Origin of the sequence: Streptomyces sp. NPDC048603 (assembly GCF_043199475.1) — a bacterium.
GTDB lineage: Bacteria > Actinomycetota > Actinomycetes > Streptomycetales > Streptomycetaceae > Streptomyces.
This window is the reverse complement of record NZ_JBICVY010000006.1, coordinates 303,595-325,806: the sequence shown is the minus strand read 5'-3', so window position 1 is coordinate 325,806 and position 22,212 is coordinate 303,595. Positions and strand designations below refer to the sequence as shown.

Here is a 22,212-nt window from a genome sequence, read left to right as displayed (position 1 = left end):
CCGGCCCGCGCCCGCGCCCGTCAGCCGCGGAGCGACCGGCCGAAGCCCGAGGCCAGCGGCATGCGCAGGCCCAGTGGCGGGGGAGCCGCCAGGGCGTCGGTGACCGGCCGGGACCAGCGGCCGCCCATCACCGAGCCGAGGACGAAGTCCACGGCGAGCGCCACCACTTCGGAGCGGTGCTCGCGCAGCCGGTGACCGTCGGAGTGGACCTCGAACCGGCAGGTCGAACGATTCGCCTTCTTCGCGCGTGCGGCCAGCCGGAAGGACGACTCCGGGTCGGCGCGCCCGTCGTTCGTGCCGTGCACGATCAGCACCTGCCGCCCGGCCAGGTGCTTCACCGGCTCCGGCGGCGCGGACGCCTTTTCGTCCGGAAGGCAAGGGGCAAGGGCCAGGACCGAGTTGACCGCCGGGTGTCCGCCGCCCCGCAGCGCCGTCAGGCCGCCGGACCCGTACCCGGCGAGGCAGACGGGGACGTCGCCGTAGCGCCGTACCACCTCGTCCACCGCCCGCTCGGGGCAGCCGTCCGCGTGCTGCACCACATGGGTCGCCAGCCCGTCCGGGCCGCCTGCCCGGGCGAGTTCCCGTACCAGCGCCCGCACCGGACCGGGGGACAGGAGGGGCATTCCGGGGCGCCCCGGTAAGAGGACCACCGCTCCGCCGACTGCCGTGCCGGATCCGTCCGCGCCGCAGGCCCGCCCCAGGCGGGCCCCGCGCTCCGGCGTCTCATGCTGGGTCACGCCGGAACACTGTCAGAGCGCCGCGCCGTACGCCACCCGTCTGCACGGTCACTGTTACATATCGGCGACCCGAAACGGTCAGGTGTTCTACGCGCGTAGGAGTAGAGTGCGCAGATGACGAGCGAGACCCCCACCCTGCCGACCCCGGACCAGATCCGCCGCTCTCCGAAGGTGCTGCTGCACGACCACCTCGACGGCGGCCTGCGTCCCGGGACCATCCTCGACCTGGCCGGCCAGGTCGGTTACGACAAGCTTCCCGAGTCCGACGCCGACAAGCTGGGCGTCTGGTTCCGCGACGCCGCCGACTCCGGCTCCCTCCCGCGTTACCTGGAGACGTTCGCGCACACCTGCGCCGTCATGCAGACCAAGGAGGCCCTGTTCCGGGTCGCCGCCGAGTGCGCCGAGGACCTGGCGGAGGACGGCGTGGTGTACGCCGAGATCCGTTACGCCCCCGAGCAGCACCTCGAAGCCGGTCTGAGCCTCGAAGAGGTCGTCGAGGCGGTCAACGAGGGCTTCCGCGAGGGCGAGCGCCGCGCCAAGGCCAACGGCCACCGCATCCGGGTGGGCGCCCTGCTGACCGCCATGCGGCACGCGGCCCGTGCGCTGGAGATCGCGGAGCTGGCCAACCGCTACCGGGACAACGGCGTGGTCGGCTTCGACATCGCCGGCGCCGAGGCCGGGTTCCCTCCCACCCGCCACCTGGACGCCTTCGAGTACCTCAAGCGCGAGAACAACCACTTCACCATCCACGCCGGCGAGGCCTTCGGCCTGCCGTCGATCTGGCAGGCCCTGCAGTGGTGCGGCGCCGACCGCCTGGGCCACGGCGTGAAGATCATCGATGACATCGAGGTCGCCGAGGACGGCAGCGTGACGCTGGGCCGCCTGGCCTCCTACGTCCGGGACAAGCGCATCCCGCTGGAGATGTGCCCCACCTCGAACCTGCAGACCGGCGCCGCGGCCTCCTACGCCGAGCACCCCATCGGTCTGCTGCGCAAGCTGCACTTCCGTCTGACGGTCAACACCGACAACCGGCTGATGAGCGGCACCAGCATGACCCGGGAATTCGAGCACCTGGTCGACACCTTCGGCTACTCGCTCGACGACATGCAGTGGTTCACCGTCAATGCGATGAAGTCCGCGTTCATTCCTTTCGATGAACGACTGGCGATGATCAACGACGTGATCAAGCCCGGCTATGCCGAGCTGAAGTCGGAATGGCTGTTCAAGCAGACCGTCTCGACCAGCGGTTCTGTCGCCGTCTAGGCGCGGAGAGCGAAACGGGGGAGCGCCCGGACCGGCCACGGTCCGGGCGCTTTCTCATATCGGATGATGTTTGCGGGGGCGGGTTTGGACTGGCTAGTTTGCGGAGCCGCTCAAGTCCCCGTCGCAAGGACCGAATTCTCATGAAGCAGTCTGCCGTCAAGACCCTCGGTGTCGCCGTCCTCGGCGTGGCCGCCGCCGCTGCCGCCGCCGGGAGCGCCTCCGCGTCCTCCCTGCCGGCGCTCAACCCCACCGACGCGCTGGGCATGGTCGCGACCACGGCCGAGGGTCTGACGCACCAGCAGCAGGGTGCCCAGCAGGGCGGGGCGACCGACCCGGGCGCGGCGGTCGGCCAGGTCACGGGTCTGCTCGGCGGCCTGCCCCTCCCCGGCGGCATCGGCGGCTGACCCCCGCGGGACCCGTCCCGCATCCGTACGCGCGTACGGCGCGGCGCACGCCCGTTCGACCAGGTGTGTGCCCCGCCGTGCCGTGTGCCACGATCGCCCCCCAACTACCGGTCACCACACGGGGTATTGAGGTCTCGGTCATGCGCCTGAAGTCATCCACGGCGGTCGCCGTCCTGCTGCCCGTCCTGCTGCTCGGCACGGCCGGCTGCGGCGGTTCGGACAGCGGCGCGAAGAGCGGCCCCGCCGGCCACCGCCCCGACCCCAAGGGTTCCGCCGCCGCGCCCGCGGCCTCCGCCGCCCCGGGGGCGCCCCCCGCCCCCCGCACCCCGCTGGAGAAGGCCGCACTGGCCCAGGGCGACCTGCCCGGCTACCAGATCTCCGCGCAGGGCAAGAACCCGAACGCTCCGGACGGGCAGCCGCAGGCGGACAAGAAGGCCTGCCAGCCGCTCGCCGACATCATGGGTGACGAGCCCGACCCCACGTCCCGGGAGACCGTGAACCGGGGCGTCGGTTCCCAGAAGCAGCTCGGCCTGGCGGTGTCCGCCTCGATCAGCTCCTACGGCGAGGACGACGCCAAGCGCCTGATGGGCCGGCTCCGGGAGGCGGTCGCCGCCTGCGGCACCGGCTTCTCCGCGACGGTCGAGAAGCAGACCGGCCGCTACACCGAGGTCAAGCCCGCCACGTACAAGGCGGACGGCGACGAGACCGTCAGCTGGACCACCGTCGCCGCGGCCGAGGGCGTCTCCGCCCGGGTGCACCTGGTGGTGGTGCGCGAGGGGGCGACGGTCGTCCGTCTGATGGCCCTCAACGTGGCCGGCGCGAAGACCCCCGCCGAGGTCCCGCACGAGGTCACGGACAAGCAGCTGGCGAAGCTCCGCGGGCAGAGCCGCTGACCCGTCGCGGAATTCACCAGGCGGCGGCGGAATTCTTCTCGTTCGGCATCAGCGCCCACAGTGCCAGGTAGATCAGGAATTGCGGGCCGGGTAGCAGGCACGAGACGACGAATATCAGACGCATGGTGTTCGCGGAAATACCGAAGCGTCGTGCGAGACCGGCGCAGACTCCGCCGATCCACCGTCCGTCACGCGGGCGAACAAGGGCGCTCATGGGTTTCTCCTTTTCGATTCATCTCCTGCGATGAATCAATACTCCCGCGGCACCGCCGAAAGGACCTCGGTCCACGGGTCGAGCCTGACCCTGGGAATCATCGGGGTCGATCCCTGAGAACCCGAAGCCCGGGAACCCGCCCCTTCCTTTTCCGCCCTCCGCCGCAGCCGCGCCCGCATCGCCGGTACGACGACCAGGTGGGCCAGTGCCACGCCGGCCGTGTTCAGCAGTACCGAGTCCACGTCGACGACCTGCCCCGGCACCGCGGTCTGCAGCAGCTCGATCACCAGCGAGGCCAGCGTCCCCGCGGCGGTGGTACGGGCCAGCGAGGACCAGGCGGCCAGCGGGGAGGGCGCGAGGCGCCCGCTCACCAGCGGCAGCAGCACCCCGAGCGGCGCCAGCAGCGCCGTCGCCGAACTGATCCGCCAGGCCGCCTCCAGCGGCCCGTACGCGAGATCGGCCCGGATCCCGGCCAGCGGGGTCAGATTGGGTGCGAGGGCCCACGGCACGTCGAGCGGCCGCAGGGTCAGCCAGCCGACGATCAGCAGATGGGCGGCCAGCAGCACGCCGCCCAGAACCCGGAGCCGGAGTGGTATGGCCGCGTTTCCGCCGGCCTGATGACGCTGCACACCTGCGATGACGCGACCCTCCGCGGCTCCGGTTCCGGTTCGGTCTATCGCGTGGCGAGCAGCACAGTCAGCAGCACGGCTCCGGCCACCGCCGGGGCGATGATCTCGTAGGCCCACCGCACGGCCGCCGGGCCCTGGGCGCCCTCGCGCTTGGCCCCGTTCTCGGCGAGCTCGCGGAGCTCGTCCACGTGCTTGTCGGCCTGCGCCCGCGGCGTGTCCTGGCCGAGGAGCTGCGGATCCGTCTCCCCCTTGCGGGCGAGTGCCTCGCGCCGGGCGATCTGCCGGTTCGCCTTCTTCCGGTCCCGCAGCGACACCGGGATCGCCCACAGCTGGTACTTCGCGTCCTCGGTGTACACCTCGGCCGAGTACCCGGAGCGCAGCGACTCCACGGCGGCCCAGGGCAGCACGATGGTGCGGAAGGGGTTCCGCACCCGCATCCGGTCGGCGTTCGCGTAGACGGCCGGCCGCAGGGTGAAGGCCACGGCCAGTGGTACGACCAGGAGCAGCGCGGCCACCCCGAACCAGGGCTCGTTCCCGGTTCCGCGCACCACGGCGTCCCCGCACAGCCACACGACCAGCGCGAGCAGCAGCACGCCGCCGACCATGGCCATGGGGGAGCGGTACACCCGGTCCTGGTAGACCGGCTCGTCGGCGGAGGGCGCGGGGCTCGTCATGCCGCCGATTGTGCCGCACGGCGTCTCACTCCACGAGATCGGAAGCCCTGTCCCGTACGCCACACCCATTACAAATGTGTCACACCGGGCTCGAAGGAGCGCCGGGGGGTGACATGTCGCTACGCGCGTAGATATGCTCAGGTGGTGACCATGCCCACCACCCTCACCGCATTCGCTGACGTGACGACGTCCGACAGCGCGCTGCGCCGGTTCCTGCACGGGCTGCCCGGCGTCGACGCCGTCGGCCTGGAGGCCCGCGCGGCCGCCCTCGGCACGCGTTCGATCAAGACCACGGCCAAGGCGTACGCCATCGACCTGGCCATCTCGATGATCGACCTGACGACGCTGGAAGGCGCGGACACCCCGGGCAAGGTCCGGGCGCTCGCCGCCAAGGCCGTCCACCCCGACCCGACCGACCGTACGACCCCGATGACCGCGGCGGTCTGCGTCTACCCGGACATGGTGGCCACCGCGAAGGCCGCCCTGAACGGCGCCGACGTCAAGGTCGCCTCCGTGGCCACCGCCTTTCCGGCGGGCCGCGCGGCGCTCCCCGTCAAGCTCGCCGACACCCGTGACGCCGTCGCCGCCGGCGCCGACGAGATCGACATGGTCATCGACCGTGGCGCCTTCCTCGCCGGCCGCTACCTGGAGACCTACGAGCTGATCAAGGCCGTGAAGGAGGCGTGCGTCCGCGAGGACGGCACCGCCGCCCGCCTGAAGGTCATCTTCGAGACCGGCGAGCTGTCGACGTACGACAACATCCGCCGCGCCTCCTGGATCGGCATGCTCGCCGGGGCCGACTTCATCAAGACCTCCACCGGCAAGGTCGGCGTCAACGCCACCCCCGCCAACACCCTCCTGATGCTCGAAGCCGTCCGCGACTTCAGGGCGCAGACTGGAATCCAGATCGGTGTGAAGCCGGCCGGCGGCATCCGGACCACCAAGGACGCGATCAAGTTCCTGGTCCTGGTCAACGAGACCGCGGGCGCGGACTGGCTGACCAACGAGTGGTTCCGGTTCGGCGCCTCCAGCCTGCTGAACGACCTGCTCATGCAGCGCCAGAAGCTGAGCACCGGGCGTTACTCCGGTCCTGACTACGTGACGGTGGACTGATCATCATGGCTTCCCTCTTCGAGTACGCACCGGCCCCCGAGTCGCGGTCCGTCGTCGACATCGCGCCCTCGTACGGCCTCTTCATCGACGGTGAGTTCACCGACGCCGCCGACGGCAAGGTCTTCAAGACCATCAGCCCGAGCAGCGAGGAGGTGCTGGCCGAGGTCGCCCAGGCCGGCGCCGCCGACGTCGACCGCGCCGTGAAGGCCGCCCGCAAGGCCTTCGAGAAGTGGTCCGCGCTGCCCGGCTCCGAGCGCGCCAAGTACCTCTTCCGCATCGCCCGGATCATCCAGGAGCGCAGCCGCGAGCTGGCCGTCCTGGAGACCCTGGACAACGGCAAGCCGATCAAGGAGACCCGCGACGCGGACCTCCCGCTGGTCGCCGCGCACTTCTTCTACTACGCGGGCTGGGCCGACAAGCTCGGCCACGCCGGCTACGGGCCGAACCCGAAGGCGCTGGGCGTCGCCGGCCAGGTCATCCCGTGGAACTTCCCGCTGCTCATGCTGGCGTGGAAGATCGCCCCGGCGCTGGCCACCGGCAACACGGTCGTGCTGAAGCCGGCCGAGACCACCCCGCTCTCCGCGCTGTTCTTCGCGGACATCTGCCGTCAGGCGGGCCTGCCCAAGGGCGTCGTCAACATCATCCCCGGCTACGGGGACGCGGGCGCCGAGCTGGTCGCCCACCCGGACGTCAACAAGGTCGCCTTCACCGGCTCCACCGCGGTCGGCAAGGCCATCGCCCGCCAGGTCGCCGGGACCGACAAGAAGGTCACCCTGGAGCTGGGCGGCAAGGGCGCCAACATCGTGTTCGACGACGCGCCGATCGACCAGGCCGTCGAGGGCATCGTGGGCGGCATCTTCTTCAACCAGGGCCAGGTCTGCTGCGCGGGCTCCCGCCTGCTGGTCCAGGAGTCGATCCACGACGAGCTGCTGGACTCCCTCAAGCGCCGCCTGAGCACCCTGCGCCTGGGCGACCCGCTGGACAAGAACACCGACATCGGCGCGATCAACTCCGCGGAGCAGCTGGCCCGGATCACCGCGCTGGCCGAGACCGGCGAGGCCGAGGGCGCCGAGCGCTGGTCCCCGGCGTGCGAGCTGCCGTCCGCCGGCTACTGGTTCGCCCCGACGCTCTTCACGAACGTCACCCAGGCGCACACCGTCGCCCGCGACGAGATCTTCGGCCCGGTGCTGTCCGTGCTGACCTTCCGTACGCCCGACGAGGCCGTCGCCAAGGCCAACAACAGCCAGTACGGCCTCTCCGCGGGCATCTGGACGGAGAAGGGCTCCCGCATCCTCGCGGTGGCGAACAAGCTCCGCGCCGGCGTCGTCTGGGCCAACACGTTCAACAAGTTCGACCCGACCTCGCCCTTCGGCGGCTACAAGGAGTCGGGCTTCGGCCGCGAGGGCGGCCGCCACGGTCTGGAGGCCTACCTCGATGTCTGATTCTTCGGCGGCGCCTGCGCGCCTGACCGTCTTCAAGACCTACAAGCTGTACGTCGGGGGCAAGTTCCCCCGCTCCGAGAGCGGCCGGGTGTACGAGGTGACCGACCCGAAGGGCAAGTGGCTGGCCAACGCCCCCCTGTCGTCCCGCAAGGACGCGCGTGACGCGGTCGTCGCCGCCCGCAAGGCCTTCGGCGGCTGGTCCGGCGCGACCGCCTACAACCGCGGCCAGATCCTCTACCGCATCGCCGAGATGCTGGAGGGCCGCCGCGACCAGTTCGTCCGCGAGGTCGGCGAGGCCGAGGGCCTGTCCAAGTCCAAGGCGGCGGCCGTGGTCGACGCGGCCATCGACCGCTGGGTCTGGTACGCGGGCTGGACCGACAAGATCGGCCAGGTCGTCGGCGGGGCCAACCCGGTCGCGGGCCCGTTCTTCAACCTCTCCACCCCGGAGCCGACCGGCGTCGTCACCGTGGTGGCCCCGCAGGACTCGTCCTTCCTGGGCCTGGTCTCGGTGATCGCGCCGGTCATCGCGACCGGCAACACGGCGGTCGTCATCGCCTCGGAGAAGGCGCCGCTCCCGGCCCTCTCCCTGGGCGAGGTGCTCGCCACCTCCGACCTGCCCGGCGGCGTGGTCAACATCCTGTCCGGCAAGGCCGGCGAGATGGGCCCGCACCTGGCGGCGCACATGGACGTCAACGCCATCGACCTTGCGGGTGCCGACGAGGCCCTCGCCCGCGAGCTGGAGGTCGCGGCGGCCGACAACCTCAAGCGCGTCCTGCGTCCACAGCCTGTGGACGACTGGTCGGCCGACCCGGGCACGGCCCGGATGACGGCCTTCCTGGAGACCAAGACCGTCTGGCACCCCACGGGCTCGCTGGGCGCGTCCGGCTCGTCGTACTAGTCCTGCGACGGCCCGCGAAGACCGGCCCCGGCAGCGTTCCCCCGTGCTGCCGGGGCCTTCGCGTGCTCCAGGGGGTGTCTTACGCCCTGCCGCCGCCGTTGAGCGGGCTCAGCAGGGAGGCGACGGCCGCCGTCGGCAGCTCGCGCACCGACGGGCCCTGGGTGAGGGTGCCGGTCACCATGCCGGTGCCGACCGCCGGGAAGTCGGCGACCTTGGTGCCGACCCCGTTGTCCAGCGGGTCCACCCCGGTGTGGGCGAGCGGGTTCACCTTCAGGTTGGTGACCTCACCCACTCCGGCGAGTGCGTGCGGTACGGACACCTCGCTCGCCTGCGCCGGGCCTGCGGCCATCGCGAGGGCCGCGCCCGCCACGGAAACGGAGAGGCCGGCGGTGCGGAGAGCGGTGCGGGGTGCGGATGCTGCGTGACGTCCCATGCACTCACCGTAGTCGAGGTGTGATGCTGAATACCAACGGGTGTCAACGGGGGTCCCCCACCGGAGGGAATGCCGCACACTGGTATCCCGTGAGCTGTTCATCTCCCCTTCCCACGCGCGTGGTCCTGCTGACGGGTCCTTCGGGATCCGGCAAGTCCTCGCTGGCCGCCCGGTCCGGGCTGCCGGTGCTCCGGCTCGACGACTTCTACAAGGAAGCCGACGACCCCACCCTGCCGCTGGTCGAGGGCAGCTCCGACATCGACTGGGACTCCCCGCTCTCCTGGGACGCGGACGCCGCCGTGGCCGCCGTCGCCGAGCTGTGCGCGGCCGGACGGACCGAGGTGCCGGTGTACGACATCGCCACCAGCTCCCGGACCGGCGCGGAGACCCTGGACATCGCCCGCACCCCGCTGTTCATCGCCGAGGGCATCTTCGCCGCCGACATCGCGGCCCGCTGCCAGGACCTCGGCCTGCTCGCCGACGCGATCTGCCTGCGCGGCCGCCCGTCCACCACGTTCCGCCGCCGCCTGGCCCGCGACCTGCGGGAGGGCCGCAAGTCCGTGCTGTTCCTGCTGCGCCGCGGCTGGCGGCTGATGCGCGCCGAGCGGGGCATCGTGGCCCGCCACGTCGTGCTGGGCGCGCACCCGTGCGGCCGCGACGAGGCACTGGGCCGCCTCGCGGCGGCGGCCGCCGGCCGCCACCGCCCGGCGAACGCCGGCACCGCCGCCGCGTAAGCCCGCGCGTCAGGGGGCCGGGCAGCCCGTGCCGGGGCTCTCCTGGACGCAGTCGCCGCCGCTGTTGCCGGTGACGGTGGAGCGGTTGAGCGTGAGCGCGCCCCGGTTGAAGATCCCGCCGCCTTCGACGGCGGTGTTTCCGGTGACCGTGCTCCGGTTCAGCGTGGCCGTGCCGCCGTTGTCGTTGTTGATGCCGCCGCCCTGGCTCGACGAGACGTTCCCGCTGATCGTGGCCCGGTCCAGCGTCATCACGCCGCCGACGACGTTGAGGATGCCGGCGCCGAATGCCGCGCCGTTGTCGCTGATGGTGGAGGCGGTCACGTTCAGCGCCGAGGAATTGAAGATGCCGCCGCCGAAGGTGACGCCGGTGTTCCCGGAGACGGTGGAGCGGATCAGGTTCAGCGTGCCGCTGTCGTTGGCGATTCCGCCGCCGATGTTCGCGCCGTCGTTCTCGAAGATGGTCGAGCGGGTCACCGTCACCGTGCCGATGGAGTTGTGGAGGCCGGTGCCGGTGGTGCCGCTGGAGTGGGTGATGAACAGGTTGGTCAGTGACACCGTCACGGCGCCGGTGACGAGCAGGGCGTCCCCGTTGAGGCCCTCGATGCCGGCGCCCTGTCTGCCGACCACGGACAGGTTCTTGTCGATGACGAAGTTGCCGGAGCAGACTCCCCTGAGCACCAGCGAGTCCCCGGGGAACGAGGCGTTGATCGCGTTCTGCAGGTTGTCCCCGGCGTCGCAGTCCACCACGGTCGCGGCGGCCGCTTCCGGCACCGCCGTCCCGACCAGGCCGACCGCGCCCACGGTCACCGTCACCGCCGCCGCCACCACCGGCCGGCGCCAGGCCGCCCGGGCAACTCCGTTGAACATGCCGTTCTCCTGACTCTGCGCGAGAGATTCCGGAGAACGGATGCCCGGGCCGGGCCGGAGCCGGACCGGGGGGTCGTACACGTCCCCCGAACGGCATGGAAGATTGACCGCCCCGGCCCACAGCGGGTCCCGAACATGCGTGCGCGGGACCGGTCGGACCCCCGGCCGACCGATCCCGCGCTTTCCCCCATGGCCGCCGTCCCACCCCCGCAGGACGGCCCCCCTGGCCAGTGGTCTTCGTGTGCCGCCAGTCAGGCGACCAGCTCCTCGAAGGACTCCGCCTCGTCACGGCCGAAGCTCAGTGCCTCGTCCTCGCGCAGCCGGCGCAGCGAGCGCCAGATGCTCGACTTCACCGTGCCGACGCTGATGTCCAGGATCTCGGCGATCTCCGGGTCCGTACGGCCCTCGTAGTAGCGCAGCACCAGCATGGTGCGCTGCGGTTCGGGCAGCCGGGCGAGGGCCTGCCAGAGCACCGCGCGGAGTTCGGTGCCGCGCATCGCGTCCGAATCGCCCGCCGTCTCCGGCAGCTCCTCCGTCGGGTACTCGTTCAGCTTGCGCCGGCGCCAGGCGCTGATGTGCAGGTTCGTCATGGTGCGGCGCAGGTAGCCGCCGACCGCCGCCTTGTCGGTGATCCGGTCCCAGGCCCGGTACGTCGAGAACAGCGCGCTCTGCAGCAGGTCCTCGGCCTCGTACCGGTCGCCGGTCAGGTGGAACGCCGTCGCGTAGAGCGCGGCCCGGCGCTCCTGCACGTAGGCGGTGAACTCGGCCTCCGAGGCGGCCGAGGGAGCAGAAGGGGCGGAGACGGGCGCCGCCGCCGGAGAGACCGCCGAAGATTCCGCGCGCTGGGCGGGAACCGCCTGGTAGCGGTTGGCGTCAATGGCTGTGAGATGCACCGGCCGGGGCCGGGAGACCGTACGGACCGAGGCCCGGCGGTTGACATCGTGCAGCCGCGTGACGACCGCGCTGGTCGTGGTGCTGTGCAGCGTGTTCATCTCGCGCCTCCCCGGCGTGGAGTCTGTGGTCTTCGTCCGACACGAAAAGACTGCCTGCCGGACATGACTGGGCTGTCCGCCGACTGTCACAGGGCTGTCACAGCGGATCTCGGGTGCACGGCCGGTGCACGACGGTCGAACTCCGAACGGGGCATGGGCCAGAATGTGCGGGTGCCTTTCCTGTTGCTGATCGAGGACGACGACGCCATCCGCACGGCGCTCGAACTCTCCCTGTCCCGCCAGGGCCACCGTGTGGCCACCGCGGCGACGGGTGAGGACGGCCTGCGACTGCTGCGTGAACAGCGTCCGGACCTGATCGTGCTGGACGTGATGCTGCCCGGGATCGACGGCTTCGAGGTGTGCCGGCGGATCCGGCGCACCGACCAGCTTCCGATCATCCTGCTGACCGCCCGCAGCGACGACATCGACGTGGTCGTCGGCCTGGAGTCCGGAGCCGACGACTACGTGGTCAAGCCGGTCCAGGGCCGGGTGCTGGACGCCCGCATCCGGGCCGTGCTGCGCCGCGGCGAGCGGGAGGCCAGCGACTCGGCGACGTTCGGCTCGCTGGTCATCGACCGGGCCGCGATGACGGTCACCAAGAACGGCGAGGACCTCCAGCTGACGCCGACCGAGCTGCGGCTGCTGCTGGAGCTCAGCCGGCGGCCCGGCCAGGCGCTGTCCCGGCAGCAGCTGCTGCGGCTGGTCTGGGAGCACGACTACCTCGGCGACTCCCGCCTGGTCGACGCCTGTGTGCAGCGGCTGCGCGCCAAGGTGGAGGACGTGCCGTCCTCACCGACACTGATCCGGACCGTGCGCGGGGTCGGCTACCGGCTGGACAGCCCGCAGTGATCCGTGCCCTGATCGCGGGCCGGCTCTGGACCAGCCTGCGGCTGCGGCTCCTCATCGTGTTCGCGCTGGTCGCGCTGACCGCCGCGGTGTCCGCGTCCGGAATCGCGTACTGGCTCAACCGGGAAGCGGTGCTCACCCGCACCCAGGACGCCGCCCTCGGCGACTTCCGGCAGGAGATGCAGCTCCGCGCGGCCGCGCTGCCCGCCGAGCCGACCCCGCAGGAGCTCCAGCGCACCGCCGAGCTGATGGCGGGCAGTTCCCCCGGCTACAGCGTGCTGCTCGTCGACGAACGCAAGGACGACCGGAAGGTGACCGGCTCGGCCGGGCCGGACGCCTTCACCCTGGACGACGTACCGAGGTCGCTGCAGCTCGCGGTCAACGACCGGAAGAAGGTCACGCCGGCCAACGAGTCCGAGTACCACATGTACTGGCAGCGGACGAAGCCCGGCGGCAACCCCTACCTGGTGGGCGGCACCCGCATCGCGGGCGGCGGCCCGACCGGTTACATGTACAAGTCGCTGGCCACCGAGCGGGACGACCTGAACGCGCTGGCCTGGTCCCTGTGCATCGCGACGGCGCTCGCGCTGCTCGGCTCGGCGCTGCTGGCGCAGGCCGCGGCCCGTACGGTGCTCAAGCCGGTGCAGCGGCTCGGCGACGCGGCGCGCCGGCTGGGCGAGGGCGAGCTGGACACCCGGCTCGACGTGTCCGGTACGGACGAACTCGCCGACCTGTCCCGCACCTTCAACAAGACGGCGGAGGCGCTGGAGAAGAAGGTCGCCGACATGAGCGCCCGCGAGGAGTCCAGCCGGCGGTTCGTGGCGGACATGTCGCACGAGCTGCGGACCCCGCTGACCGCGCTGACGGCGGTCACCGAGGTGCTGGAGGAGGAGGTCGAGGACCTCGACCCGATGATCGCGCCCGCGGTGGCCCTGGTGGTCAGCGAGACCCGGCGGCTCAACGACCTGGTCGAGAACCTGATGGAGGTCACCCGGTTCGACGCGGGCACCGCCCGGCTGGTGCTCGACGACGTGGACGTCGCCGACCAGGTGACGGCCTGCATCGACGCGCGGGCCTGGCTGGACGCCGTCGAACTGGACGCGGACCGGGGCATCATGGTGCGGCTGGACCCGCGCCGGCTGGACGTGATCCTGGCCAACCTGATCGGCAACGCCCTCAAGCACGGTGGCTCGCCGGTCCGGGTGTCCATCCGGGTCTCCGGGGACTGGCTGGTCATCGAGGTCAAGGACAACGGTCCGGGTATCCCGGCGGAGGTGCTGCCGCACGTCTTCGACCGTTTCTACAAGGCGAGCGCGTCGCGGCCGCGTTCGGACGGCAGCGGACTGGGACTCTCCATCGCGCTGGAGAACGCGCACATCCACGGCGGTGAGATCACGGCGGCCAACTCTCCTGAGGGCGGCGCGCTGTTCACGCTGCGGCTGCCGCTGGACGTGGGAAAGGTGATCGCCGGTGGCGACGGTGGCGAGGGCACGGATGAGGATGCGTAGCAGAGCCGCGCGGCTGGGGGTGTTGTTCTCCGTGCCGCTGTCGGCGGCCGTTGCCGGGGTGCTGCTGCTGAGCGGGTGCGGGATCCGGGCGACGACGGTCCCGGTGGACGTGGGCGCGGCGCCCTCACGGGTGTCCTGTGACACCCCGTCGCAGTCCGGTCAGACGTCCGTGCAGGGCATCCGCGCCACCGTGGAACTGGTCTGCGGATCGCAGCTGGTGGGCGTGGAGCGGGTGGTGCCGGCTCCGGAGAAGCGTCCCTCCAAGGACCCGCTGGTGCTGGTCGCGCAGGGGCTGCTGGAGTCGCTGGAGCGGGAGCCGTCGGCGGAGGAGCGGGACTCGGGCTTCACCAGCGTGGTGCCGCGCGACCTGTCGGCGGTCCCCTCGCGGGCCGGCGACCCGGCGGGCACGCTGCGGCTGAGCCGCAAGCCGGAGGACCTGCAGCCGGTGGCGCTGGCCCAGGTCGTGTGCACGCTGGCGGGCAGCGAGGCCGTGTCGGCGGGCCCCGGCCCGGTGATCCTGGGCGGCCCGGACACCGATCCGCCGCGCAAGTGGGAGTGCACGGACGCGATGCGCGCCCGGCCGGAGTCGGTGGCGACGCTGGGGGAGATCGTCCGGGGGTGACGGGCCGGAGGGCCGACGGCCGGTGGGCCGGTGGGCCGGAGGGCCGGAGGGCTGACGGGTTGACGGGTTGACCTCAACCTCGATTGAGGTTCGAGGATGGCTGCGTACCGTCCCTGGTCCCGCATACCGGCGTCCCCGCAGGAGCATCCCGTGAGCACCGATTTCGCCTCGATCATCGAGTACACCGTCGACGGCCCGGACACCCAGCGCGAGCTGGTGGACGCGTTCGTTCCGCTGCTGGAGCGGTGGGTGGCCTGGTACCCGGGCTACGTATCGGCCCGGTTCCACGTGAGCACCGACGGGACCCGGGTCCACAACGTGGTGACCTGGGAGAGCGAGGCGGACTACCGGAACTTCGTCGACACCTCGGACACCGAGGGCCGGCTGGCGGCCATCGAGGCCGCGGTGACCGGGCTGTCCGGTACCGCGGAGTTCGCCGGGGCAGGCGTGCCGACGTACGCGGTGGTCCGGGAGGTCGGGCCGCGGGCCCGGGCGTGACGGGCCCGGGCGTGACGGGCCCGGTGGCGGGGCCGCTCAGGTCCGCCACCGGGCGTCCGGTACCCCGCCGTCAGTTCGCCGCGTAGACGCGGACCGCGAACTCGGCGATCTGCTCGTCGGAGAGGTTCTTCGCCAGGTTGGCCTCGGTGATCATGCCGATCAGCTTGTGGCCGTTCTTGACGTCGATCACCGGCAGGCGCTTGATCTGGTGCATCTCCATGGAGTCGACCGCTTCCATGGCGCTGCCGTCCGCGTCGATCCAGTGCAGGTTGCCGCCGAGGTCGCCCGCCTTCATCGTCGCCGGGTCCTTGCCCTCGGCACAGCACCTGACCACGATGTCCCGGTCGGTGATGAGGCCCTGGAGGCGCTGGTCGTCGCCGCAGATGGGCAGAGCGCCGACGTTCAGGTCGCGCATCATCCGCGAGGCGTCGAGCAGGCTCTGGTGCTCGCCGACGCACTGCACGCCGGCCGTCATGATGTCCCTGGCCTTGAGGTTCTTGGCCATCACTCGTCCTCCGTTTCCTGCCTCGTGCTTCCACGTCCCCCTACGAGCACAGCACGGATGGCGGAACCCGGCGCGTCGGGAGGGCGGCGGGAACGACCGCCCCGGCGCACGCGAAGGCCCCCGGACCCTGGGGAGGGTCCGGGGGCCTTCGGGACCGGGATCAGATGCCTGCCGCCGCGGCGAGGTCCTTCTTGATCGCCGCCAGCACGTCCGCGGCACGGGACCGCGCCGAGGCCAGGTCGGAGGCGTCCGCCACCGGGACCACGACCTCCAGGTAGCACTTCAGCTTCGGCTCGGTGCCGGAGGGGCGGACGATGACGCGCGCCTTGTAGTCGCCCTCCAGGTAGTACCGCAGGCCGTCGGTCGGCGGCAGCTTGTCCGTGCCCTGCGTGAGGTCCTCCGCCGAGGTCACCCGCAGGCCCGCCAGCTCAGACGGCGGCTGCGCGCGCAGCGTGCGCATCGCGTCCGCGATCACCGACAGGTCCGACACCCGCACCGACAGCTGGTCGGTGGCGTGCAGGCCGTGTGCCATGGCCAGGTCGTCCAGCAGGTCGGTCAGGGTCCGGCCCTGCTCCTTGAGCTCCGAGGCCAGCTCCGCCACCAGCAGCGCGGCGGTGATGCCGTCCTTGTCGCGGACGCCCTCGGGGTCCACGCAGTAGCCGAGCGCCTCCTCGTACCCGAAGCGCAGGCCCTCCACGCGGGAGATCCACTTGAAGCCGGTCAGCGTCTCCTCGTACGGCAGCCCGGCCGCCTCGGCGATCCGCCCCAGCAGGGAGGAGGAGACGATCGACTCGGCGAACGTGCCCTGCGCCCCCTTGTGCACCAGGTGCGCGGCCAGCAGCGCGCCGACCTCGTCGCCGCGCAGCATCCGCCAGCCGCCCTCGGCGGAATCGTCGGGCACGGCCACCGCGCACCGGTCCGCGTCCGGGTCGTTGGCGATCACGATGTCCGGGACCACCGCGCGCGCCGCCTCGAAGGCGAGGTCCATCGCGCCCGGCTCCTCCGGGTTGGGGAAGGACACGGTGGGGAACGCGGGGTCCGGCTCGGCCTGCTCGGCGACGAGCGCGGGCGCCGGGAAGCCGGCCCGGGCGAAGGCGGCCGTCAGGACGTCCTTGCCGACGCCGTGCATGGCCGTGTAGACGGTCCGCACGGTCCGGGGGGACCCGGGGCTCAGGACCAGGTCCGTGCGCGCCAGGTAGGCCTCCAGGACCTCCTCGTCGAGCTGCAGCCAGCCGTCGGCGGGACGCGGGACGGTGTCCAGCGCGCCGACCGCCGCGATCCGGTCCGCGATCTCGGCGTCGACCGGGGAGACGATCTGCGAGCCGTCGCCCATGTAGACCTTGTAGCCGTTGTCCCGGGGCGGGTTGTGGCTCGCGGTCACCTCGACGCCGGCGACGGCACCCAGGTGCCTTATCGAGTAGGCGAGGACGGGCGTCGGCAGCGGCCGGGGCAGGACGGCGGCGCGCAGCCCGGCACCGGTCATCACGGCCGCGGTGTCGCGGGCGAAGTCGGCCGACTTGTAGCGCGCGTCGTAGCCGATGACGACCAGGCCGCCCTCGTGCCCGCGGTCCTTGAGGTACGCGGCGAGGCCCGCCGCGGCCCGGATGACCACGGAGCGGTTCATCCGCATCGGACCCGCCCCGATCTCGCCGCGCAGTCCGGCGGTGCCGAACTGCAGGGTGCCGGAGAACCGGTCCGCGAGCCCGTCGAGGTCGCCCGCCTCGATGAGCCGGCCGAGCTCCTCCGCGGTCTCGGGGTCGGGGTCCTCGGCCTGCCAGGCCCGGGCCCGTGCGATCAGGTCGTCCTGCGCGTCCTGCACCACTCTTTGTGCCTCACTCTCGACTTGTGGGTCCCGCGTCGCCGCGTAAGCGCGGCGGTCGCGTACGTCACGTACCGCTACGTATCAGATCCGGGCCAGGACCTGGGTGAGCAGCTCGCCCATGCGGGCGGCCGAGTCGCGGCCGGCCTGGAGGACCTCTTCGTGGTTGAGCGGCTCGCCGGACAGGCCGGCCGCCAGGTTGGTGACCAGGGAGATGCCCAGGACCTCGGCGCCCGCCTCGCGGGCGGCGATGGCCTCCAGCACGGTGGACATGCCGACCAGGTCGGCACCCATGACGCGGATCATGTTGATCTCGGCCGGGGTCTCGTAGTGCGGGCCGGGGAACTGCACGTAGACGCCCTCTTCGAGGGAGGCGTCGATCTCCTTGCACAGCGCGCGCAGACGCGGCGAGTACAGGTCGGTGAGGTCCACGAAGTTCGCGCCGATGATCGGCGAGGTCGCGGTGAGGTTGATGTGGTCGCTGATCAGGACCGGCTGGCCCGGGCGCATGCCCTCGCGGAGACCGCCGCAGCCGTTGGTCAGGACGACGGTCTTGCAGCCGGCGGCCACGGCGGTGCGGACACCGTGGGCGACGGCGGCGACGCCGCGGCCCTCGTAGTAGTGCGTGCGGCCGAGGAAGACCAGGGCGCGCTTGTCGCCGATCTTGTACGAGCGGACCTTGCCGCCGTGGCCCTCGACGGCGGCCGGGGGGAATCCGGGCAGCTCGGTGACGAGGAACTCGGCCTCGGGGGCACCGAGCGCCTCGGCGGCGGGCGCCCAGCCGGAGCCCATGACGAGGGCGACATCGTGGGTCTCGGCGCCGGTCAGCTCGCGCAGACGAGCGGCGGCGGCGGAGGCGGCGGCGTGGGGGTCGGTAACAGATGCGTTCACGCGGATGAGCGTAGCCGCTCCGGGCCTACGCGCGTAGATGGCATAGCTCACGGTGTTCCGATCGTTGCCTTGTCGTTTCCGACGATTTGCGACCGCAGGCCCTTTGACACCCCTGGTCGGGGGCGTGGGGCGTGGGGCGTGGGGCGGGGGTGCGCGGCGGCCCGGCGAACGGTCAGCAGGGGCGCTTGCGGAGTTCCATCACATAGTCGTGGGGGGCGCCGGCCATCTCCGCGGCGTCGGCGATCTCGCCCAGGTAGCGGGCCGAGGGGAGACCGCCCTCGTACCCGTTCAGGACGTAGACCCAGGCCGCTTCCTCGCCGTCCAGGGTGTGCACCCGCACCCGCATGCGCCGGTAGATGTCGAGCCCGACGCCCTCCCAGCGGTCCATCGAGTCCTCGTCCAGGGGGGCGATGTCGTAGAGCGCGACGAACACCTGCTGGCGCGGTGCCTCCACGATCGTGGCGAGCGCGCCCTCCCAGCCCATCTGCTCGCCGCCGAAGGTGAGCCGCCATCCGTTGATCCAGCCCGTGCCGCGCAGCGGCGAATGCGGGGCGCGGCGCGTCATCAGCCGCGGGTCGAGGTTGCCGGCGTACGCGGCGTAGAGCGACATGAGGTTGAGGGTACGGGAGCACCGGCTCCGACCGCGCTCCCCGGTGCCCTACCCGGGGGTTCGGCCGGGGTCGGTCCGGGGCCGGTCCTGGTCCGGTTCCGGGGGGCGCGGGGAGCTGCGCGAGCCACGCGGGGCCGGGTGCCGTGTGCCCACCCGTGCCGCCCCGCGGCACGCCTGCCCACATGGCGCGGCGTGGGGGCCGGCGCCCCGGGCGGAAGCACCTTGAGGCGTGCGGGACAATGGGGCACGGAATGCATCCCCCGGGGACACCCCCCGGACACACCGGCCGGAGCGGCTGCCGGCCGGGCAGACGTGAGGCGGACTTTTCGTGACCCGGATCGTGATCATCGGCGGCGGACCCGGCGGCTATGAGGCGGCGCTCGTGGGCGCCCAGCTCGGCGCGGAGGTGACCGTCGTCGACTGCGACGGTCTGGGCGGGGCGTCGGTGCTCACCGACTGCGTCCCCTCGAAGACCCTCATCGCGACCGCCGAGGTGATGACCACCTTCGACTCCTCCTACGAGGAGCTGGGGATCATCGTCGCCGACGACACCCCGCACATCGAGCAGGCCGCCCGCGTCGTCGGCGTGGACCTCGGCAAGGTCAACCGGCGGGTGAAGCGCCTGGCGCTCGCCCAGTCGCACGACATCACCGCCTCCGTCACCCGGGCCGGCGCCAAGGTCATGCGCGGCCGCGGCAAGCTGGGCGGCCCGCAGGGCATCGACGGCACCCGCGACGTGATCGTGACGGCCGCCGACGGCACCGAGACGATCCTGACCGCGGACGCCGTGCTCATCGCCACCGGCGGCACCCCGCGCGAGATCCCCGACGCCAAGCCCGACGGCGAGCGCATCCTGAACTGGACCCAGGTCTACGACCTGGAGGAGCTCCCCGAGGAGCTCATCGTGGTCGGCTCCGGCGTCACCGGCGCCGAGTTCGCCGGCGCCTACCAGGCCCTCGGCTCGCGGGTCACCCTGGTCTCCTCCCGCGACCGCGTGCTGCCCGGCGAGGACCCCGACGCCGCCGCCGTGCTGGAGGACGTCTTCCGCCGCCGCGGAATGAACGTCATCGGCCGGTCCCGCGCCGAGTCCGCCAAGCGGGTGGGCGACCGGGTGGAGGTCACCCTCTCCGACGGCCGGGTCATCTCGGGCACCCACTGCCTGATGGCGGTCGGCGCGATCCCCAACACCAGGGACATGAACCTGGAGGAGTCCGGGGTCCGGCTGAAGGAGTCCGGCCACATCTGGACCGACAAGGTCTCCCGCACCTCCTCGCCCGGCGTGTACGCGGCCGGCGACGTGACCGGCGTGTTCGCGCTGGCCTCCGTGGCGGCCATGCAGGGCCGTATCGCCATGTACCACTTCCTCGGCGACGCGGTGACCCCGCTGAACCTCAAGACGGTGTCCTCGAACGTCTTCACCGACCCGGAGATCGCCACCGTCGGCTACACCCAGGCCGACGTGGACGCCGGGAAGATCGAAGCCCGCGTGGTGAAGCTGCCGCTGCTGCGCAACCCGCGCGCGAAGATGCAGGGCATCCGGGACGGCTTCGTGAAGCTCTTCTGCCGCCCCGGCACCGGCATCGTGGTCGGCGGCGTGGTCGTCTCCCCGCGCGCCAGCGAACTGATCCACCCCATCTCGATCGCGGTCGACAACAACCTGACGGTCGAGCAGATCGCAAACGCGTTCACGGTGTACCCCTCGCTTTCGGGTTCGATCGCCGAGGTCGCCCGCCAGCTGCACACCCGCAAGGCGACCGGCGAGGCGTGAGCCCGTCGAACCGCGGCGGCCCGCAAGGCCGTTGGGGTCGGGTAACGGAGCGGCGCGAGGAGTTCACCGAACCCTCGCGCCGCGTATACCACTAGTCACCCCGCCCTGCGAACAACTTCGGTATTCCGGCGCAAAGAGCTGAAAGCAGACGGTCGTCCGCGTTACCGTCTGTTCCGTGTTCGCTGCAGAACGTCGCCAGTTGATCCTCGAAATGGTGCGCGCCAACGGGGCCGTGTCGCTCCGTGAGCTCGCCCGCGTCGTCCAGACCTCCGAAGTGACCGTACGGCGGGACGTGCGGGCGCTGGAGGCAGAAGGACTCCTCGACCGCCGGCACGGCGGTGCGGTGCTGCCGGGCGGGTTCACCCGTGAATCCGGCTTCCCGCAAAAGTCCCATCTCGCGACGGCGGAGAAGACCGCCATCGCCGATGTCGCGGCGGGCCTCGTCGAGGAAGGCGAGGCCGTCGTCGTCGGCGCGGGCACCACCACCCAGGAGCTGGCCCGCCGGCTCGCGCGGGTGCCCGGCCTGACGGTGGTGACCAACTCCCTCCTGGTCGCCCAGGCGTTGGCGCACGCCAACCGCGTCGAGGTCGTCATGACCGGCGGCACCCTGCGCGGCTCGAACTACGCCTTGGTCGGCAGCGGTGCGGAACAGTCCCTCCAGGGCCTCCGCGTCTCCCGCGCCTTCCTCTCGGGCAGCGGCCTGACGGCGGAGCGCGGCCTCTCCACCTCCAACATGCTCAGCGCGAGCGTGGACCGCGCGCTGGTGCAGGCGGCGGCGGAGGTGGTGGTCCTCGCGGACCACACCAAGCTCGGCACCGACACCATGTTCCAGACGGTGCCGACGGACGTGATCACCCGCCTGGTCACGGACGAGCCCCCGCCCCACGACGACCGCGCCGCGGCGGAGCTCCAGGCCCTCGCGGACCAGGGCGTCCAGGTCACCATCGCCGGCTCCGGCCCGGCGTCGGTCTCCGGCGGCGGCGACGGCCTCCCGGGCCGCCGCCAGACCCGCCGCGAGGCCCCGCTCCCGGTCCAGCGCCGCGGCGGCCCGACGGCCCAGCTCCGCAGCGCGGCCCCGCTGGGGGAACAGGCGGCGGCGAGGGTGGCGGACCTGCGGCGGCGGTAGTTGGTCTTCCGCCAGTACGGCAGATGCCCCACCCGGGTGGACCCGGGGGGCATCTGTCGGTGGGAGCCCGCCCCCGCAGGACTCCTGCGGGGCCGGACCCTTCTCCGCTGCGCTGAGGATCCTCCGTCAGCTGCTCTCGCGCTGCTGGCGGAAGCCTCACGCACAGGCTTCACTCAGTCGTCCCACCAGCTTTCGAGGTCCTCGTCCCACCAGCTTTCGAACTCCGGAAACCGGCTCGTGGATTCGGCCGGGAAGAAGGGACAGTCGAGTCTCCCTTCGAGGAACCTCAGGACGACATCCGGTGACGATGCCTCGACCACCGTGTAGTCCAGCTGTCCGGCCTCGACTATCAGGGTCGGCCAGGCGTCCGCCTGACCTGTGGGAACCCAGAAGAGGCAGTCGGCATTGTCGGTCGCCCCCCATTCGATCAGCTCGTCCGGACTGATGCCGAACTTGGTCAATGCCGCCCGGATTCCCGGGATCTTCTTGCCTGCGAGGATGGCCGAAGAAGCCTTGGTTCGCGCTTCGATGTCCGGCCAGATCTCAGAGTTTGAATTCCCGTAGATCCAGAGGAAATCGTTGAATCTGCCGGGCCCGTAGACGTCCAGCATGGCAGCGTGGCTGGGCGGAATGGGTGCGATCCCCTTGCCGTCCGACGCCGGACCCCTGCCCGTCACTGGTGGTGGGCAGAGCCGGATCAGCGCGTCCAGTGCTTTCATGCGGCGA

At 71.7% G+C, this 22,212-nt stretch carries 25 protein-coding genes; 13 read left to right on the top strand and 12 right to left on the bottom strand.

What is annotated here, in order from left to right; translation table 11 throughout:
- Positions 1-20 precede the first annotated feature (20 nt).
- The gene (locus ACGFQ9_RS17000) at positions 21-737 is read right to left on the bottom strand and encodes an alpha/beta hydrolase (RefSeq protein WP_393574582.1); all 717 of its coding nucleotides are present in this window, start codon (positions 735-737) and stop codon (positions 21-23) included.
- Positions 738-851: 114 nt separating this feature from the next.
- Between ACGFQ9_RS17000 and ACGFQ9_RS16995 the strand changes: the two genes are divergently transcribed.
- The 3 genes from ACGFQ9_RS16995 (at position 852) to ACGFQ9_RS16985 (ending at position 3,297) form a co-directional block, all read left to right on the top strand.
- Positions 852-2,000: an adenosine deaminase gene (locus ACGFQ9_RS16995; protein ID WP_393574581.1), complete on the top strand. Its 1,149-nt coding sequence runs from the start codon at positions 852-854 to the stop codon at positions 1,998-2,000.
- Positions 2,001-2,140: 140 nt separating this feature from the next.
- A complete protein-coding gene (locus ACGFQ9_RS16990) occupies positions 2,141-2,404 on the top strand; it encodes a hypothetical protein (RefSeq protein WP_393574580.1) in 264 nt (87 codons plus the stop codon).
- Positions 2,405-2,544: 140 nt separating this feature from the next.
- Positions 2,545-3,297 carry a hypothetical protein gene (locus ACGFQ9_RS16985; protein WP_393574579.1) on the top strand — a complete coding sequence of 251 codons (753 nt, stop codon included), beginning with the start codon at positions 2,545-2,547 and terminating at the stop codon, positions 3,295-3,297.
- A gap of 13 nt (positions 3,298-3,310) precedes the next feature.
- Here ACGFQ9_RS16985 and ACGFQ9_RS16980 read toward each other — a convergent pair whose 3' ends face one another.
- From ACGFQ9_RS16980 to ACGFQ9_RS16970, 3 genes are read right to left on the bottom strand one after another with little or no spacing between them, the layout of a single operon-like run.
- Positions 3,311-3,511: a PspC domain-containing protein gene (locus ACGFQ9_RS16980; RefSeq protein ID WP_393574578.1), complete on the bottom strand. Its 201-nt coding sequence runs from the start codon at positions 3,509-3,511 to the stop codon at positions 3,311-3,313.
- Between the two features lie 35 nt (positions 3,512-3,546).
- Positions 3,547-4,140 (bottom strand): VanZ family protein, encoded by a 594-nt coding sequence (locus tag ACGFQ9_RS16975; RefSeq protein ID WP_393574577.1) that lies wholly within the window; start codon positions 4,138-4,140, stop codon positions 3,547-3,549.
- A 44-nt stretch (positions 4,141-4,184) separates the two neighbouring features.
- The gene (locus ACGFQ9_RS16970; RefSeq protein WP_393574576.1) at positions 4,185-4,814 is read right to left on the bottom strand and encodes a PH domain-containing protein; all 630 of its coding nucleotides are present in this window, start codon (positions 4,812-4,814) and stop codon (positions 4,185-4,187) included.
- A 150-nt stretch (positions 4,815-4,964) separates the two neighbouring features.
- On the opposite strand from ACGFQ9_RS16970, the gene deoC reads away from it, so the two are divergent.
- From deoC to ACGFQ9_RS16955, 3 genes are read left to right on the top strand one after another with little or no spacing between them, the layout of a single operon-like run.
- Positions 4,965-5,927 carry a deoxyribose-phosphate aldolase gene (gene deoC / locus ACGFQ9_RS16965; protein ID WP_393574768.1) on the top strand — a complete coding sequence of 321 codons (963 nt, stop codon included), beginning with the start codon at positions 4,965-4,967 and terminating at the stop codon, positions 5,925-5,927.
- A 5-nt stretch (positions 5,928-5,932) separates the two neighbouring features.
- Complete coding sequence (locus tag ACGFQ9_RS16960) at positions 5,933-7,369, top strand: aldehyde dehydrogenase family protein (RefSeq protein ID WP_393574575.1); 1,437 nt, start codon at positions 5,933-5,935, stop codon at positions 7,367-7,369.
- On the top strand, positions 7,362-8,267 hold the full coding sequence (locus ACGFQ9_RS16955; RefSeq protein WP_393574574.1) for an aldehyde dehydrogenase family protein: 906 nt from the start codon (positions 7,362-7,364) through the stop codon (positions 8,265-8,267). Before ACGFQ9_RS16960 ends, ACGFQ9_RS16955 begins: the two co-directional genes overlap by 8 nt.
- A 79-nt stretch (positions 8,268-8,346) precedes the next feature.
- Here the strand turns inward: ACGFQ9_RS16955 and ACGFQ9_RS16950 are convergent, their stop codons facing one another.
- Positions 8,347-8,700 (bottom strand): hypothetical protein, encoded by a 354-nt coding sequence (locus ACGFQ9_RS16950; protein WP_393574573.1) that lies wholly within the window; start codon positions 8,698-8,700, stop codon positions 8,347-8,349.
- 23 nt (positions 8,701-8,723) lie between these two features.
- On the opposite strand from ACGFQ9_RS16950, the gene ACGFQ9_RS16945 reads away from it, so the two are divergent.
- Positions 8,724-9,434, top strand: a complete 711-nt coding sequence (locus ACGFQ9_RS16945) for a uridine kinase (RefSeq protein ID WP_393574572.1) — start codon at positions 8,724-8,726, stop codon at positions 9,432-9,434.
- 9 nt (positions 9,435-9,443) lie between these two features.
- On the opposite strand, the gene ACGFQ9_RS16940 is transcribed toward ACGFQ9_RS16945, so the two are convergent.
- Together ACGFQ9_RS16940 and ACGFQ9_RS16935 are read right to left on the bottom strand one after the other, a co-directional pair.
- The gene (locus ACGFQ9_RS16940) at positions 9,444-10,301 is read right to left on the bottom strand and encodes a hypothetical protein (protein ID WP_393574571.1); all 858 of its coding nucleotides are present in this window, start codon (positions 10,299-10,301) and stop codon (positions 9,444-9,446) included.
- A 251-nt stretch (positions 10,302-10,552) separates the two neighbouring features.
- Positions 10,553-11,293: a SigE family RNA polymerase sigma factor gene (locus tag ACGFQ9_RS16935; RefSeq protein WP_393574570.1), complete on the bottom strand. Its 741-nt coding sequence runs from the start codon at positions 11,291-11,293 to the stop codon at positions 10,553-10,555.
- A 171-nt stretch (positions 11,294-11,464) separates the two neighbouring features.
- On the opposite strand from ACGFQ9_RS16935, the gene afsQ1 reads away from it, so the two are divergent.
- The 4 genes from afsQ1 (at position 11,465) to ACGFQ9_RS16915 (ending at position 14,767) form a co-directional block, all read left to right on the top strand.
- Positions 11,465-12,142, top strand: a complete 678-nt coding sequence (gene afsQ1, locus ACGFQ9_RS16930; RefSeq protein ID WP_393574569.1) for a two-component system response regulator AfsQ1 — start codon at positions 11,465-11,467, stop codon at positions 12,140-12,142.
- The gene (locus tag ACGFQ9_RS16925) at positions 12,139-13,647 is read left to right on the top strand and encodes an ATP-binding protein (protein WP_393574568.1); all 1,509 of its coding nucleotides are present in this window, start codon (positions 12,139-12,141) and stop codon (positions 13,645-13,647) included. The genes afsQ1 and ACGFQ9_RS16925 overlap by 4 nt, the downstream gene beginning before the upstream one ends.
- On the top strand, positions 13,640-14,269 hold the full coding sequence (locus tag ACGFQ9_RS16920; protein ID WP_393574567.1) for a hypothetical protein: 630 nt from the start codon (positions 13,640-13,642) through the stop codon (positions 14,267-14,269). The genes ACGFQ9_RS16925 and ACGFQ9_RS16920 overlap by 8 nt, the downstream gene beginning before the upstream one ends.
- Before the next feature lie 150 nt (positions 14,270-14,419).
- On the top strand, positions 14,420-14,767 hold the full coding sequence (locus ACGFQ9_RS16915; RefSeq protein ID WP_393574566.1) for an antibiotic biosynthesis monooxygenase family protein: 348 nt from the start codon (positions 14,420-14,422) through the stop codon (positions 14,765-14,767).
- A gap of 70 nt (positions 14,768-14,837) precedes the next feature.
- On the opposite strand, the gene ACGFQ9_RS16910 is transcribed toward ACGFQ9_RS16915, so the two are convergent.
- The 4 genes from ACGFQ9_RS16910 to ACGFQ9_RS16895 all read right to left on the bottom strand — a co-directional run bounded on the left by ACGFQ9_RS16910 (position 14,838) and on the right by ACGFQ9_RS16895 (position 18,592).
- Positions 14,838-15,272 carry a CBS domain-containing protein gene (locus ACGFQ9_RS16910; RefSeq protein WP_393574565.1) on the bottom strand — a complete coding sequence of 145 codons (435 nt, stop codon included), beginning with the start codon at positions 15,270-15,272 and terminating at the stop codon, positions 14,838-14,840.
- A gap of 160 nt (positions 15,273-15,432) precedes the next feature.
- Positions 15,433-17,091 (bottom strand): phospho-sugar mutase, encoded by a 1,659-nt coding sequence (locus tag ACGFQ9_RS16905; RefSeq protein WP_393574564.1) that lies wholly within the window; start codon positions 17,089-17,091, stop codon positions 15,433-15,435.
- Between the two features lie 84 nt (positions 17,092-17,175).
- A complete protein-coding gene (locus ACGFQ9_RS16900) occupies positions 17,176-17,982 on the bottom strand; it encodes a purine-nucleoside phosphorylase (RefSeq protein WP_393574563.1) in 807 nt (268 codons plus the stop codon).
- 172 nt (positions 17,983-18,154) lie between these two features.
- Positions 18,155-18,592, bottom strand: a complete 438-nt coding sequence (locus ACGFQ9_RS16895) for a gamma-glutamylcyclotransferase (RefSeq protein WP_365104371.1) — start codon at positions 18,590-18,592, stop codon at positions 18,155-18,157.
- Positions 18,593-18,920: 328 nt separating this feature from the next.
- On the opposite strand from ACGFQ9_RS16895, the gene ACGFQ9_RS16890 reads away from it, so the two are divergent.
- Together ACGFQ9_RS16890 and ACGFQ9_RS16885 are read left to right on the top strand one after the other, a co-directional pair.
- Complete coding sequence (locus tag ACGFQ9_RS16890; protein WP_393574562.1) at positions 18,921-20,360, top strand: NAD(P)H-quinone dehydrogenase; 1,440 nt, start codon at positions 18,921-18,923, stop codon at positions 20,358-20,360.
- A gap of 175 nt (positions 20,361-20,535) precedes the next feature.
- Entirely contained in the window at positions 20,536-21,486 is a 951-nt protein-coding gene (locus tag ACGFQ9_RS16885; protein ID WP_393574561.1) for a DeoR/GlpR family DNA-binding transcription regulator, read from the top strand.
- A gap of 173 nt (positions 21,487-21,659) precedes the next feature.
- Here ACGFQ9_RS16885 and ACGFQ9_RS16880 read toward each other — a convergent pair whose 3' ends face one another.
- Positions 21,660-22,205: a hypothetical protein gene (locus tag ACGFQ9_RS16880; RefSeq protein WP_393574560.1), complete on the bottom strand. Its 546-nt coding sequence runs from the start codon at positions 22,203-22,205 to the stop codon at positions 21,660-21,662.
- Positions 22,206-22,212 lie beyond the last annotated feature (7 nt).